Source organism: Furfurilactobacillus curtus (assembly GCF_054657915.1).
Genome location: NZ_BAAHXU010000001.1, coordinates 820,276 through 835,540 on the forward strand (window position 1 = coordinate 820,276; position 15,265 = coordinate 835,540).

Genomic DNA, 15,265 nt, shown 5'->3' on the forward strand with positions numbered 1-15,265 from the left:
TTGGATCGCGCTCTTTTTGAAAGCGAATTCATTGAATCACGTGGTACAATACAGCTATGCTCACGTGAGTGGCCAAAGGAGGCTATGATGCGCCAATTATTTATTCGTCAAACGCCGGGCTTACTTAACGGCGTAAGACCAGTCTTAGATCATCACCACCAGTCTGTTTACCTCTTGTCAGGTCAATTTGGCTGGTCGCGAGCTCAAATGATCGCCTCGACACCAGCAGGAAAAATCTTGGCCGAAGCAAAGCAGCTTTCATTAGGTATTATGCCCAAATTTGCGTTACTTTATAACAATAAGGAAGTTGGGGCAGTCAGTCGCTCACTTGGTTTTTGGCGAGAAGTCGTCTATATTCGCGGCCTCAACTGGTTGATAATGGGCAATTTGGTGGCAGGTAAGTATAAGATTTATCACGGCACCCATGTCGTCGCGGCCATGAGCACCGTTGCAGGTACTGACGGTGACTATCAACAAGTCAGTGTTACCAATCATTCTGCGGAACCAGTCTGTTTATTGATTGCAGCCATTATGGATCGCTGGGCTAAACAAAAATCACGTCGTCTTAACCATCAACGCGCGAGTCGTTTGGCTAGAGAGCCCAAATTACTAGGACCCGAATACCATAAATTACCGACTTCGTTAAGAAAAAATTAATCATTATAATTCGATCATTCAGCGGTTTAACCTGATCTTCACCCCTGTTTGGTCGTTTTTTTTGTGCTGAAATGCCTTCATGGTAGGCTTTAATCCACTTCGCTCTTTTTTGAAAGCCCCTCCATTGCTGTCAGAATAGAATTAATTGGATGTCAAAACTATTTTCGTCGCTACAATGTTACAGAATGTTGCAAAAACCGAATTTTATGACAAACCAACCTGTTTTTGTAATGCCCACGGTATTGGTATGTTATTTACACCCTGTATAGTAAGCATCGTTGTTTAGAGGAAAACAACAGCTTGACTCATTAACTTGATGTTGAGTTCCCTTAGCCCGTTGTTTAAAACAACGGTGCCACACAGAAAATAGGAGTGAAAATTTCTACATGACATTCAAACAAATCTTAGCTTCAACTTTAAGTGCTGGTGCTTTATTGACTGCCGGTACAATTGCTGCCAACGCCGACACTAATGTAACGGTTCAAACCGGCGATACAGTTTCTGAATTAGCAACAGCCAATGGCTCAACGATCGATGCGATCGTGAATGCTAACCAATTGACTAACGACGGTAATTTAATCTATGTTGGTCAAACATTGGTTATCCCTGATGGCAACACAACGGCTGCGCCAGCAGCAACCAGCGCAACCACTACGGCTGCACCTGTTGCTCAAGTTACAACCCCGGTTGCGCCTGCTACTACCAATCAGGCCCAAACTCAAACAACAACAACTACGGTAACCCCAGCACCAGCGGCTACCACTACCGCTGCGACTACGACTCCTGCTGCTAGTTCTTCTGATGAAGCAGCCAAAGCCTACATTGCAGCCGGTGAATCAGGCGGTTCCTATACAGCAACAAACGGCCAGTACATTGGTAAATACCAATTGACTTCTAGTTACTTGCATGGTGACTACTCTGCTGCCAACCAAGAAGCAGTTGCAACCCAATATGCAGTATCACGTTACGGCTCTTGGACTGCCGCAGCTGCCTACTGGTCAGCTCACCATTCATGGTAAGCTAAACTTTAATCAGTGACGATTATTTTTAAATAAGTAACACAAAAAAAGCTTCAGCCCGACGAACGGGCTGAAGCTTTTTTTGTGTTACTGTCGACGGGCCAACTCACGATCAATTTCTCGTTGCTGATCCCGTTGCTTCAAGGTTTGACGCTTATCATACTCCCGTTTTCCCTGAGCAACACCAATCAGTACCTTAGCATATCCATGTTTAATATACACACGTAAAGGCACAATTGTCCGCCCCTTTTGAGCCACTGCCGCTTGTAACTTTTTAATCTCTTGTTTATGCAACAATAGACGTCGCGTACGCAGCGGATCATGGTTGAACCGATTACCTTGAGTAAACTCGGCAATATTAACATTCATTAAATAGGCTTGTCCGTTTTTGATGGAGATAAAACCATCGCCAATCGTAATCCGCGCTGCACGCACCGATTTAATTTCCGTACCAGTTAGTTCGATTCCCGCCTCGTAGGTTTCCAAAATGGTGTAGTCATGACGGGCTTTTCGATTATTTGCCAGTGCATCATTTCCAGCAGACTTTCTTTTAGCCATTTTTACACCTACCTTTCAGGTTCAAGGGCGTTACTTTTTATGATCACCGTGAAAATTTGTCTTGCCACTGCGACCCGCTCGATTGCGGTTACTTTGATAATGATTCACTTTTTTCACGCCATTTTTTTCGTCCCGTGACGAATTGTTGTGGAAATTACGATTACCACGGTTGTTACCACCATTTCGACGGCCCCCGTTACCTCGATTATCATGAGGAACCCGAATATCCGTGGTCGGCGCTGTTTGTGGCTCGACAATCGTGAAGTCGACGGCCGCCGCATCTTTGTCCACCTTTTCCAAATGAACTTTAATTGGTTGACCAATTTGAAAAATGTGGTGGTGGCGTTCACCAATTAATGCAAGGTGGCTTTCATCAAATCCATAGAAATCATCCTTCATATTGGAAATATGCACAAGTCCCTCAACCGTATTGGGCAATTCCACAAACATCCCAAATTTCAGCACGGAACTAACCACCGCATCGAAATCTTCACCCACATGATCAGCCATATATTCGGCTTTCTTCATATCATCCGTTGCTCGTTCCGTGTCAATAGAGCGACGTTCACGTTCAGAGGTATCTTTGGCGATCTGTGGTAATTCGTCCGCATACCGAGCCTTTGCCTCATCAGTAGTCCCCGAAGCTGCGTACCAGCGAATCATTCGGTGAACCATGTCATCAGGGTACCGACGAATTGGTGACGTGAAGTGAGTGTAGTATTCCGCACCCAAGCCAAAGTGACCCAGCGGTTCATCCGAATACTTGGCCTGCTTCATTGAGCGTAACATCATTGTTTGCACCATCTGCTCTTCAGGTGTCCCAGCAACCTCTTTCAAGACACTTTGAAGCATTTTAGGCTTCAGATTGTTAGGATCCCCTTTGACGTTAATGCCAAAAACATTTAGTAAGTCAAAGAAACTCTTTACTCGATCGCCATCCGGCGTTTCGTGAACACGATACAAAAATGGCACGTGTAATCGATCATAGTGTTCAGCAACCGTCTCATTAGCAGCTAACATAAACGATTCGATCATTCGTTCTGCCAGTCCACGATCACGCAATTCAATGTCCGTTGGATGACCGTTTTCATCAACGATGATTTTTGCTTCCGGTGCATCAAAATCAATGGCTCCCCGTTGATGGCGTTTCTTCACCAAGACCTTGTGCAACTCAGCCATGTCTTCAAACATGCCGACTAACTCGTCATACCGGGCCATCGTTTTTGCATCGTGAGCCTCTAAAATTTTGTTAACCGCTTTATAGGTCATCCGCGCATGACTACGCATCAAACTAGGATAAATTTTATGATTAACGATCTTCCCGGTTGAGTCTATTTCCATATCACAGGTCATTGAAAGTCGTTCAACACCTTCATTTAACGAGCAGATTCCGTTAGATAGGCGTTTCGGCAACATTGGAATTACCCGATCTGTTAGATAGACCGATGTTCCTCGCTTATAAGCCTCTTGATCTAAAACCGAGCCTTCTTTGACATAGTAACTCACATCGGCAATCGATACACCCAGATGATAGTTGCCATTGTCCAGCTTCCAAACAACCACGGCATCATCCAGGTCCTTACTTTCAATACTATCAATTGTCACTAAGGGCTGGTCGGTAATATCTACGCGACCAATCTTGTCTGCCTCTTGAACAGTATCCGGAATTGCATTAGCTTCATCTAGGACTTCTTGGGGAAATTCTGACGGAACATCATGCGCATAAACAATTTGTAAAATATCGATACCAGGCTCATCAGCATTCCCAATGACCTTGGTCGCCACACCAGTGAGTAATTGTGGATTCAGATCGCTCGGATAGGCTGTAACATCAGCCGTCACAACTTCACCGTCGACGGGATGAATCCCACCATCAGTCACATCAAATGAAAACGACCCCAGTTTTTTATCTTTTAAAAGCACTTCACCAATGACACTTGGTAGTTTAGGATCTCGTTTTGATCGAAATTCCCCCACAATTTGTGTGTAGTGATGCTCCGTAATCTTTGTGACTTCCCCTTCTGGGCCGCGGTCAGAACCCTTGTCAGCCGGACGCAAAATTTTAATTTCAACCGTATCACCAGTCATCGCGTGCTTGGTATGGTCTGGATTAATGTAGGCATCAGGTAATTCTTCGCCATAACTGACAAAGCCAAAGCCCTTATCGTTGCCATGAAAGGTACCAACTAATTGAGCTTCTGGTTTCACCAAGGCCCATTTGCCATCGTCGGTCACCCGTACTCGACCCGCTCGTTCAAGACTTGCGAGAGCCTGCACAGAGAGTGTGAATTCTTTTTCTGGCTGTTTTAAAGCGGTGCCAATTTCCGCCGCAGTAAACGTCCGGTCCTGATGTCGGTCCAAAAACGTTAAAATCTGCTCCTGTAAATTATGATCTGCCATAGTTACCTCATTTTTCTTATGCATCAAGCATGTAATTTGTTCTAATTAAATAAATTTGCTAAAAATGTTTCAACATCGTCTTGTAATTGGTGATGCGCTTGATTAACCGTTAAGACGTGACCAGCCCCTGGATAAACATGAAAGGATACTTGTTTACCCAGTTTAATCATGATGTCGTAAAAGGCCGCTCCACTGCGCGCATCAATCATCTCATCAGCATCCCCTTGTCCAATAAAAAATGGTTGCTTGATTTGATCAAGACGCGGATCTATTTCATCTCGAACGAAAGCTTCGATCTCAGCCAGCTGTTGCGGATTATGTTGGGCTAACCAATCTAAATTCGCTTGTTTTTTTGCCTCGTCTAACGGTTCACGATCATAAATTTTCCGGCTCAATTGAATAAAACTCTGAGGCACATTCGTTTCACCAACACGAATCACTGGCGAGGCAAACGTGCCACCACCGACTAATTGATCATCCATTTCCAACAGTCGCGTAGCAAACAAACCACCCATAGATAAGCCAAATACCGCAATCTGTTGGTATCCCATTGTCTGCAATCGCTGTACTGCTGCTTTAGCATCAGCCAACCATTGCGACACACCGCCTTGCGTTAAAATATCTTTCGGCTCTAATGTACCATGTCCAGAGAAGATCGGCGCGTAAACTGTATAACCAGCTCGTGCTAGGCCACGTCCCAGTAACCCCATGTCATTGCTGCTTCCCGAATAAGCATGCAGCAATAATACTGCATGAGGTCCTGCTTCAATCAAAAGCGGCTCTGGCCGCCGAAAACGAACTGTCATGGTGAACACTCCTTATCCATTTACAAACTGCGAAAAGGCATCAAAAAAGGCTGGGGCGCGCCCAGCCTGGAGTCACATTCATTACCGTGACGAAACGTCACCCTGAATTGCGAGATTTTCCTTGTGGTCGCTAGCTAGATTAAGCTAGTGCGAAGACAAATACACTAACGCCAGTGCGATCCCAAAGAAAAGAATCCCAAGAACAACAGTAACGCGTTGCATAAATCCTTCAAAGCCACGTGACTTTTGTTGAGCAAAAAGATCATTGGCTCCGCCACCACCAGATAGGGCGCCCAACGCATCGTCCGTTTTCGTCGGCTGCAACATGACTGCAATAACGATAACGATGGCGATAACAATCAGTGCAGTTAATAAGAAATTATACAAAGCGATTTCCTCCCGTGTGGCTCATGCCAGATGTCCCAACTAATTTACCATAATTTAACTATAATTGCTAGTACTCAGAGCGCAACAAGCTGGGCGATCCTGAGCACTAGCAAGGCGGCAGCGATTAGCGTTCTTGGCCAATTGATGACGACAGGCTAGGCACAAGGATTAGGCTTGCGCAGCTCGACAATGACTCAGAGCGCAACAAGCTGGGTGATCCTGAGCACTAGCAAGGCGGCAGCAATCGTCTTTGATTAAGCAGCCTTAGTCCTCAGTTCGAGCACTGGTAGTCTCAGCCATCTCGGCAATTTTGCGACGAATGTAAGCTCGATTATTATGTTGCGTTTCGATAAGCAGGGTATCCCCTGCGCGAAGGATCGTATCACCGTGTGGAATAATCGCTCGTTCGCCACGTGTAACCCCAATCAGAAGTGCATTAGTCGGCCAACGGAATTCCCGGACTTGATGCCCGGAAAGTGCTGACCCAGCAAAAATGGGGACTTCAATCCGATCAGGATATCCGGCAGCCTGTTCCATACGCCATGTTTGTAATGGTAAAACCATTCGATTCAATAACGACTCATAAATAGGTGCACCGCCTAAGACATCCACGGTCAAGTACGCGACTAAACAGACGACTGCCAATGGCATTAAGTGTTTCAGCGAACCGACCATTTCAGTGATTAATAAAATTGCGGTAAAAGGGGCTTTCCCAATGCCGGCAAAATAACCGGCCATTGCAAAAATAACCAAGTTAACGACATAGACGCTTGGTAACCAACCAATCATCACCATAAAACGCCCATAAACACCACCAATTACTGCGCCAATCGTTAAAATTGGTAAAAAGATCCCACCGGGTAAACCTGAACCATATGCAATCATTGACCAGACAAAGCGGACAACCAGTAAAAGTAATAATCCTGTTAATCCTGGCTGACCACTCGCTAGTTTTAAAATAACACTATTGCCACCGCCTAAAGCATCTAGCCACCACCAACCAATTGGGATCGTCGCGATCAGGGCCACAATGCCATCCAGATGACGTGGCATTTTAAGCTTTGCATACCACTGTGGCAATCTAAGCAATACGGCTTGATAAAATCGGCCTAACAGTCCCAATACCAACCCTAAACCGAGCAATTGACCATAGTAGCTCAATGGCAATGACGTCGAATAAGGAATATGTAACACCGGTGTCTGACCAAAAAAAGCCATCGAAACAAAATTGGCTACGACGGCGCTTGTCAGCGATGTCAGCCAAACTAATGGTGAAAAGTTATGATAGACCTCTTCCAAAACAAATAACGTACTGGCAATCGGCGCATTAAATGCTGCTGACAGGCCCGCAGCTGCACCACTCGCAATTGCGACTCGCCGTTTGGTCCCCTGCTGATGGTTTAACTGTGCATATCCTTGCCCAACTGCAGCTCCTAATTGAATCGAAGGCCCCTCACGGCCGAGCATTAATCCAGAACCAATTGCGATGACTCCACCGAGCCATTTTTTCCACAGGGTTGGCCACCAGGGTTCGTCAAACTCTCCAGCCAGCTGTCCTTCAACCTGAGGAATCCCAGAACCACTAATTTGCGGGCTTGTTTTGACCAATTGGCCGACCAACCAGCCAATTGCGCCCATGACAGGAATCCATATGAATAGCCACCAAGGATTAGTATGTAGGGATCCATAAACGACCTTAACAATGTTCAATAATTGTTCAATCGTTAGCCTAAATAAGCTAACGATTAGTCCAGCGAGTATGCCGACCCCAATGCCAGTAATAACTGTACCGACGCGGGTGAAGTCTACATTAAGCCACTGCTGATCCTTTTTAATCAAACTCATCACCCCTGTTTTATGTTATAAGAAGGTTCGCTGATATTCATTGACAAAATATTCGATAATAAGCCGAACCGGTTGATCATTCAGCAAGGTTACCTTGTCTGGCAATAACAGCTGTTGCTTTTTAAGACGATAATAATCCGTTAACACTACGGTTAAATCGACGCTGTGGCGCACTAAGAAATCGTGATTAATCAAGCCACGAATCATCAACTGATCTTGTAATAATAAAATTTGCCAATCATAGCGTTGAAACAATCCGCGATTAACCCCCGCTTCAAAGTAATCAATCGCTTGTCGCTGTTGTTGGTTTAATGCATCTTGCAAATTGCGATAATCTGCATCATCGCTAATCCGCAAATCTTCTAGAAAAACATCTGAAATCGTTCGCGCCAGTGTTAACGATTGGTCAAAAAGCCTTTGCCATTCTTTGAGAAAACTGCGATCGTCACCGCTTAATTGTGGCCGTGGCAACGACTCGACGTAATCCAAATAATCGCGCACAATCGCATGAAAGACTGCCCCTTTAGAATCAAAATACTTATACGCAGTCCGTCGAGAAACACCCATAATCTTAATCAAATCATTCATCGTCAATCGTTGAAACCCATTTCGAGTCACAACCGCCATGATACGATTCAATAATTCTTGCCGTTTGGCGGCCTCATGTTCGCCAGTCATTTTTGCCCTCCCCCCAAGATACAACAACGCTTAAGTATACGATACCAAAGTAAACGATTTTACGTGCTAATGTTTAACTTTACTTTTTCTTTGATAGCTTTATCATTTCGTAAACCTAGCACGAAGCCCATGTTGGCCTATCTACTAACCTAAAATAATGACATGACACAAAAAACGTGACCTCCAATTGGAAGTCACGCCCAATCCCGAATATAAATTACTTGTTTAAAATCGTGTTACGGGCTTGTTCACTTAAGTTGTAGAAAGAGTGAACACCCTTGTATTCTGCGGTCGTACCTAATTGATCTTCAATTCGCATCAATTGGTTGTACTTAGCGATCCGTTCAGTCCGGCTCATTGAACCTGTCTTAATTTGACCAGCGTTGGTAGCCACAACCAAGTCAGCAATCGTTGTGTCTTCAGTTTCACCAGAACGGTGAGACACAATTGCTGTATAGCCAGCTTCCTTAGCCATTTCGATCGCTGCAACTGTTTCAGTCAAAGTCCCAATTTGGTTAAGTTTGATCAAAATGGAGTTAGCAACGCCCATCTTAATCCCCTTAGCTAAGTAGTCAGTATTCGTCACGAATAAGTCGTCACCAACGAGTTGAACTTTTTTACCTAGCTTAGCCGTTAAAGTTGCCCAGTCGTCCCATTCATTTTCATCTAACGGATCTTCGATGGAAACGATTGGATACTTGTCAACAATGCCTTCTAGTAAATCAGTAAATTCATCAGCTGTGTAGCTCTTACCGTCACCGACTAAGTCATACTTCTTCGTATCTGTATTGTAGAATTCAGAAGCTGCACAGTCAAAAGCAATCGCAATATCCTTACCAGGAACATAGCCGGCTTTGGTGATCGCTTCCACCAGAATTTCGAATGGTTCTTCGTTATTTTTCAAATCCGGAGCAAAGCCACCTTCGTCACCAACCGCAGTCGAGTAACCACGATCGTTTAAGATGCCCTTTAAAGTGTGGAACGTCTCTGAACCATAACGAATGGCTTCCTTAACCGTTGGGGCACCAACAGGCATAATCATAAATTCTTGGAAGTCAACTTTGTTGTTGGCGTGCTTCCCACCGTTGATGACATTCATCATTGGTGTTGGCAATAAGTGGGCATTGAAACCACCGAGGTAGTTGTAAAGCGGTACTTCTAACTCATCAGCAGCAGCTCGAGCAGCAGCCAAGGAAACACCTAAAATTGCATTTGCGCCTAATTTACCTTTGTTTGGGGTACCGTCTAACTTGATCATTGCTTGGTCAATCGCGATTTGGTCTGTGACATCATAACCAACGATTTCCTTTGCAATAATGTTGTTAACATTGTCAACAGCCTTCGTTACGCCCTTACCTTGGAACCGGCTCTTGTCACCGTCACGCAACTCAACGGCTTCATGTTCACCGGTTGAGGCACCTGAAGGAACAATTCCACGGCCCATTGCGCCACTTTCCGTGTACAATTCAACTTCAACAGTTGGGTTACCGCGTGAATCTAAAACTTCACGTGCATAAATATCTGTAATAATAGACATCTTATTCTCTCCTTATATAGGCAAATGTAGTCGTAACGACTCCAACACCATTATATGTGTTGGTCGCTTCACTATCAAGAAACAACGGCATTATTTTCCTGGATCGTTGCTGATTAATTCAAGAAATGATTGCGCCTCTAAACTTGCATTACCGACTAAGACTCCATCTACATCAACTTTTTGCATAATTTCGTTAATGTTAGCCGGTTTGACGGAACCACCATATAGCACTCGGACTTCATCAGCAATCGTATCGTCGTACACGTCAGCAACTGTTTGTCGAATTAAATAACAGCCTTCTTCAATCTGATCAGGTGTTGCCGGGGTTCCTACACCAATCGCCCAACTTGGCTCATAGGCGATAATCGCTGTTCTGGCATCTTCTTCACTAACCCCTTTTAACGCCTCGATGACTTGTGCTACCACCCAGTGCACCGTATCATTATTCTCACGTTGTCCCATCGTCTCATCGCAACAGATAATTGGGCGCATGTGATTACGAAACACCGCCTGAACTTTTAAATTCACCATTTCATCTGTTTCTCTAAAAATTTTACGCCGTTCTGAATGACCTAAAATAACAAAATCAACGCCTGCCTGACTCAATGCCATAGGACTTGTTTCACCAGTAAACGCACCACTATCCTCGAAGTAACAATTTTCAGCACCAATCTCCAACGGCATATCAGCAGTGTGTGCCACCATGCGTTCTAAAAACAACGCAGGTGCACAGATTGCAGTTTCAATCATACGACTATCGGGTAGGTTGTCCCGTATACCATCCATAAATTTGGCGACTGTCGCTGCCGTTTTATTCATTTTCCAATTCCCAACGATCATTGGAATTCGCATGAGCATCCTCCTATAAAATCATGGTCATCTAGCAAATAAACAATTAACCAGCCTAACTGACAGTGTTCTATATGTCCTTCATTGATTTACAGCTTCCGCGAGATTACGGGCGGCTAGTTTCCGCGCGCCACCTTGCTTGGCACGCGCCGTACTCACTGTCAAAAACATTGTAGTGAACTTACTGATTCGACGCAACTACCAACGAGCCCATAAAAAAAGCTCGCTAGTCATTAGACCAACGAGCTTCACTGAAACTATTTATCACTAATTGCCGCAATTCCAGGTAATGTCTTACCTTCAAGGTATTCCAAGGAAGCACCACCACCAGTGGAAATGTGGGTAAGCTTGTCAGCAACGCCGAGTTGTTGAACGGCAGCAGTTGAATCCCCGCCGCCAACAATTGTTGTGGCATCTAAATCACCAAGGAATTTACCAATCGCCAATGTACCCTTAGCAAAGTTAGGCATTTCAAACACGCCCATTGGTCCGTTCCAAACCACCGTCTTAGCATCGCGCAATGTGTTTTCAAACAATTCAATTGATTTTGGACCGATATCTAGGCCCATGTAACCATCGGGGATGGCTCCATCAACAATTTCAGATGGTGAATCATTCTTGAACTCTTTGGCAATCACGGTGTCAATCGGCAAGACTAGCTTATCGCCAGCCTTTTCAATAATTGCCTTAGCAGTGTCAATCTTGTCAGCTTCTAATAATGAATTACCGACCGTTAAACCTTGTGCAGCAAAGAAGGTGTAAGCCATTCCACCACCGACAATCACTTTATCGGCCTTACTTAGCAAGTTATCGATAACCCCAATCTTGTCAGAAACTTTCGCGCCACCAAGAATCGCAACAAATGGGTGAACTGGGTTGTCCACGGCCTCGCCTAAGAACTTGATTTCTTTTTCCATCAAGAAACCTGCAGCCACTGGTTTACCAGCGGCCTTCATTGCCGTTGCGATACCCACATTAGACGCATGAGACCGATGTGCCGTCCCAAAAGCGTCATTGATGAATACATCACCCAATGAAGCCCAGTATTGGCCTAATTCAGGGTCATTACCAGATTCTTTTTTGCCATCTAAATCTTCAAAACGAGTGTTTTCAAATAACAAAACTTCGCCGTCTTTTAAGTTATTCACAGCCGTTTCCAGTTGTGGGCCACGGGTTGCTGGCACAAAAGTAACCGGTTTGCCCAATAAGTTACTCAATCGTTCTGCCACAGGACGCATGGATAGTTCCTGCTTGTCCGCTTCTGTTTTAATCCGGCCCAAATGGCTGAATAAAATCGCTCGACCGCCATGATCAATCACATAGTTAATCGTTGGTAATGCGGCGACAATCCGATTGTCATTGCCAATCACGCCATCTTTAATGGGTACATTAAAGTCGACCCGCATCAGTACTTTTTTACCACTCAGTTCTACATCTGATACTGTTAATTTTGCCAAAGTTTCTTCCTCCCAACGAGTTAGGTGTACATCAGTAGTTTACCGATTTTACATCGCAAAAACCACCTGTAAGTCCATTTTCAGAAAATTCATTAACTCATTTGTGAATAAAATTACTATTCGATTAAAAAAAGGCGCGCGGGAAAATTCCCGCCCGCCTTTTTTGAGTTTATCCAAACTCATCACACTTAAATTAAGCTTCCAATGTCGCGAACTTTAATAATGTCCGGATCATGTTGCAAGTGAAGCCCCATTCGTTATCGTACCAAGCAACCGTCTTAACCAATTGCGTGTCGCCAGCAGTGGTTACTTCCGTTTGGGTTGGATCGAAAACAGAACCATGTGAATCGTCAATAATGTCACTTGAAACGATTTCATCGTCATTGTAACCAAAGGCTTCGTTACCTTCAGTGTGCTTCTTGATGGCTGCATTAACTTCATCAGCCGTTACCTTCTTGTCCAGAACAGTAACTAATTCCGTCAAAGAACCATCAACAACGGCAACCCGTTGTGCATGACCTTGTAACTTACCATTCAATTCGGGGATAACCAAGCCAATCGCCTTGGCAGCACCAGTTGAATGTGGAATCGTGTTAACAGAAGCTGTCCGGTTACTACGTGGCTTTGAACCACGAGGGCCATCAAGGATAGATTGTGTTGAAGTGAAGGCATGAACCGTCGTCATTGTCCCAACTTTAACGCCAAATTCTTGGTTCATGAAGTAAGCCAATGGTGCAAGACAGTTGGTCGTGCATGAACCTGCAGAAACGATCTTGTCATCATTGCTCAAAACATCCAAGTTAACACCAGGCACAACCGTGGTGATGCTACCAGCAGGTGCGGAGATCAAGACACGCTTTGCACCGGCATCCAAGTGCGCTTGTGATTTGTCAGCTGACGTATAAAAACCAGTACATTCAAGTACGTAGTCAACGCCGTCGTTAGCAACCCAAGGAATGTTCTTTGCATCGCGTTCTGCGTATACAGGAATTTCCTTACCATCAACGACAATGCCCTTGTCCGTTGAGCTAACTTCACCATTGAACTTGCCATGTGTGGAGTCGTACTTAAGTAAGTAAGCCAACATTGATGGTGTAGTCAAATCATTGATCGCAACCACTTCAATGTCACTAGTGTTCAATTCATGGATCCGCTTCAAAGCCAAACGGCCAATTCGGCCAAATCCGTTGATACCAATTTTAACAGTCATTGGTGAACTTCCTCCCTTAAGGAAAATATATAATTAACAACAGGAAGAATTATATGCCAATCAACTAAATCCTGCAAATCATTAAACTGAACTTCACAAACTCAAAAGTTAGCTTTCAAGCAATTTTCATAACCAAAAGCTGCGCCATTAGCCAAAGATAGTTTAGGCATAATGATGGGCCACTTTTGCCGCGACAGCAGCGGCTAATGCACCGACGATATCATCAATAAAGGTGTTCACTTCGCCACCCTTTTCTTCATCCAATTGCTGGATCACGCCTTCTTTAACCTTATCCACGTATCCATAGTTGGTCACGCCAATCGTGCCATAAATATTAGCAATGTTTAATGCTAAACCTTCATCCACGCCAAAAACGCCGGCATCATTTCTGATAATACTTTGTAACGGTTCCCTCAACAGATCAGCCGTGGCAAAACGATCAAGTTCCAAGGCAACCATCACATTATTCATCACTTCTCGTTTGTGTAAGACGTCAACGGTTTCAGTTTCAAACTCTGTCAGTGGGACTTGTGGCAGATAAGGCTGTTGCAATTTTTTAGCAATCGCCGCTATTTCATGATAAGTAATTCCCTTTTCGGCCAACTGCTCAGTCACTAATTGATAAGCTTCTTTATCCGGATATTTAAACGTTGGTTGATTCATAGTCGGACCCTCCCTCGTAATTGACTACTTACAGACTACGCTACTTACGCCAAAAATGCTGATTTGACCCCATCAAGATTGATTAGTAACTGCGTTTTAATCACCACAACAGCAAAAAGCGATCAACCGGAGAACCACTTTTGGTGTGGCCGATCGATCGCCTACTAAATTTTAATGGGCCATTAACTACTCCAGCGAACCTAGCTTAAAACAGGGTACTTTCTCGTGAAACTAAACGGGTCCCCAAAACGACCTTTTTCGCAACTTGGCGATTTTCTTTAATCGCTTCCATGGCTAAATCAACTGCCGCCATCCCCATATGGTTCATGGCCACATGAATCGCAGTCAACCCCGGAATGGCGTAGCTAGCAATTGAAGTGTCATCAAACGTCACCAGTTGAACCCGGTCTGGCACATCAATATTAGCCTCCAATAAGGCTTTTAAAGCACCGATCGCCATTGCGTCATTACTAATCATAAATGCGTCTGGTAGTTCATCGCCTAACTGACGAATCAGACGTGCCATTTGGTTATACCCGGATTGTCGCGAATAATCCCCTTCAGCCATTAATTTATGATTATATTGAGATCCTAATTTTCGCCGAAATGGCTCAACTCTAGGATCTTCAATGACTAACTGGTGATCAGCAGTCACCTCACGACCAGAAAGTTGACCAATTAACTTAGCTCCATGTTGTTGTAGTAGCGAAATGGCGTGTTCGATCGCATGTTCAAAATCCGTCACAACACAATCATAACCCGCCGCCAGCGTATCAAAATCGACAAACACTAGATGCTGACTCACATCGACCAATGTGCGAATCTGCGCCGGTGAATATTTTCCCAACGCAATTGTGACATCGGGGTGGTTGTCAAAGCCGGCCACTTCGCCGCCATAAACAGTTGTCACTTGAAATCCCGCCCGTCGTGCCGCCCGCTCCACACTAATTCGAATGGACATGTAGTAAAGGTCTTCCATTTCTTGGGTTTGTGAGTACCATTCGACAATTGTAAGTTGTTTGGTCGGATGGCTGCCATCTTCGCGGCCACGTTTAGTGTAGTTAAGTGCTTCTGCCGCTTCAAAAATCCGTTGGCGCGTGGCGTCACTGACCGCCATTGTGGCATCATAGTTAAGCACCCGCGATACCGTTGCCAGAGAAACGTTAGCACGTTCTGCGATATCTTTTAAAGTCGCCATC

General features: G+C 44.6%; 14 protein-coding genes. 2 read left to right on the plus strand and 12 right to left on the minus strand.

Annotated features, from left to right (window positions below):
• Positions 1–84 precede the first annotated feature (84 nt).
• Together ACYQ0Y_RS04210 and apf are read left to right on the plus strand one after the other, a co-directional pair.
• Entirely contained in the window at positions 85–657 is a 573-nt protein-coding gene (locus ACYQ0Y_RS04210) for an LURP-one-related/scramblase family protein (RefSeq protein ID WP_407883846.1), read from the plus strand.
• A 386-nt stretch (positions 658–1,043) separates the two neighbouring features.
• Positions 1,044–1,676 carry an aggregation-promoting factor gene (gene apf, locus ACYQ0Y_RS04215; protein WP_407883848.1) on the plus strand — a complete coding sequence of 211 codons (633 nt, stop codon included), beginning with the start codon at positions 1,044–1,046 and terminating at the stop codon, positions 1,674–1,676.
• 87 nt (positions 1,677–1,763) lie between these two features.
• Here apf and smpB read toward each other — a convergent pair whose 3' ends face one another.
• From smpB to ACYQ0Y_RS04275, 12 genes are all read right to left on the minus strand, one after another.
• The gene (gene smpB / locus ACYQ0Y_RS04220) at positions 1,764–2,234 is read right to left on the minus strand and encodes an SsrA-binding protein SmpB (RefSeq protein ID WP_407883850.1); all 471 of its coding nucleotides are present in this window, start codon (positions 2,232–2,234) and stop codon (positions 1,764–1,766) included.
• A gap of 30 nt (positions 2,235–2,264) precedes the next feature.
• Positions 2,265–4,634 (minus strand): ribonuclease R, encoded by a 2,370-nt coding sequence (rnr, locus tag ACYQ0Y_RS04225; protein WP_407883852.1) that lies wholly within the window; start codon positions 4,632–4,634, stop codon positions 2,265–2,267.
• 41 nt (positions 4,635–4,675) lie between these two features.
• Positions 4,676–5,440, minus strand: coding sequence for an alpha/beta hydrolase (locus ACYQ0Y_RS04230; RefSeq protein WP_407883854.1), 765 nt, complete (start codon positions 5,438–5,440; stop codon positions 4,676–4,678).
• Between the two features lie 144 nt (positions 5,441–5,584).
• Positions 5,585–5,827 (minus strand): preprotein translocase subunit SecG, encoded by a 243-nt coding sequence (secG, locus tag ACYQ0Y_RS04235; protein WP_407883856.1) that lies wholly within the window; start codon positions 5,825–5,827, stop codon positions 5,585–5,587.
• 264 nt (positions 5,828–6,091) lie between these two features.
• Positions 6,092–7,666: a ClC family H(+)/Cl(-) exchange transporter gene (locus ACYQ0Y_RS04240; RefSeq protein WP_407883858.1), complete on the minus strand. Its 1,575-nt coding sequence runs from the start codon at positions 7,664–7,666 to the stop codon at positions 6,092–6,094.
• Positions 7,667–7,687: 21 nt separating this feature from the next.
• Positions 7,688–8,350: a TetR/AcrR family transcriptional regulator gene (locus ACYQ0Y_RS04245; protein ID WP_407883860.1), complete on the minus strand. Its 663-nt coding sequence runs from the start codon at positions 8,348–8,350 to the stop codon at positions 7,688–7,690.
• Positions 8,351–8,567: 217 nt separating this feature from the next.
• Positions 8,568–9,887 carry a phosphopyruvate hydratase gene (gene eno, locus ACYQ0Y_RS04250; RefSeq protein ID WP_407883862.1) on the minus strand — a complete coding sequence of 440 codons (1,320 nt, stop codon included), beginning with the start codon at positions 9,885–9,887 and terminating at the stop codon, positions 8,568–8,570.
• 90 nt (positions 9,888–9,977) lie between these two features.
• Entirely contained in the window at positions 9,978–10,739 is a 762-nt protein-coding gene (gene tpiA, locus ACYQ0Y_RS04255; protein ID WP_407883864.1) for a triose-phosphate isomerase, read from the minus strand.
• A gap of 254 nt (positions 10,740–10,993) precedes the next feature.
• Entirely contained in the window at positions 10,994–12,193 is a 1,200-nt protein-coding gene (locus tag ACYQ0Y_RS04260) for a phosphoglycerate kinase (RefSeq protein ID WP_407883866.1), read from the minus strand.
• 193 nt (positions 12,194–12,386) lie between these two features.
• Positions 12,387–13,403 (minus strand): type I glyceraldehyde-3-phosphate dehydrogenase, encoded by a 1,017-nt coding sequence (gene gap, locus ACYQ0Y_RS04265; RefSeq protein WP_407883868.1) that lies wholly within the window; start codon positions 13,401–13,403, stop codon positions 12,387–12,389.
• A gap of 162 nt (positions 13,404–13,565) precedes the next feature.
• Entirely contained in the window at positions 13,566–14,066 is a 501-nt protein-coding gene (locus ACYQ0Y_RS04270) for a phosphatidylglycerophosphatase A family protein (protein WP_407883870.1), read from the minus strand.
• Positions 14,067–14,271: 205 nt separating this feature from the next.
• Entirely contained in the window at positions 14,272–15,264 is a 993-nt protein-coding gene (locus ACYQ0Y_RS04275) for a LacI family DNA-binding transcriptional regulator (protein WP_407883872.1), read from the minus strand.
• Position 15,265: the final 1 nt, after the last annotated feature.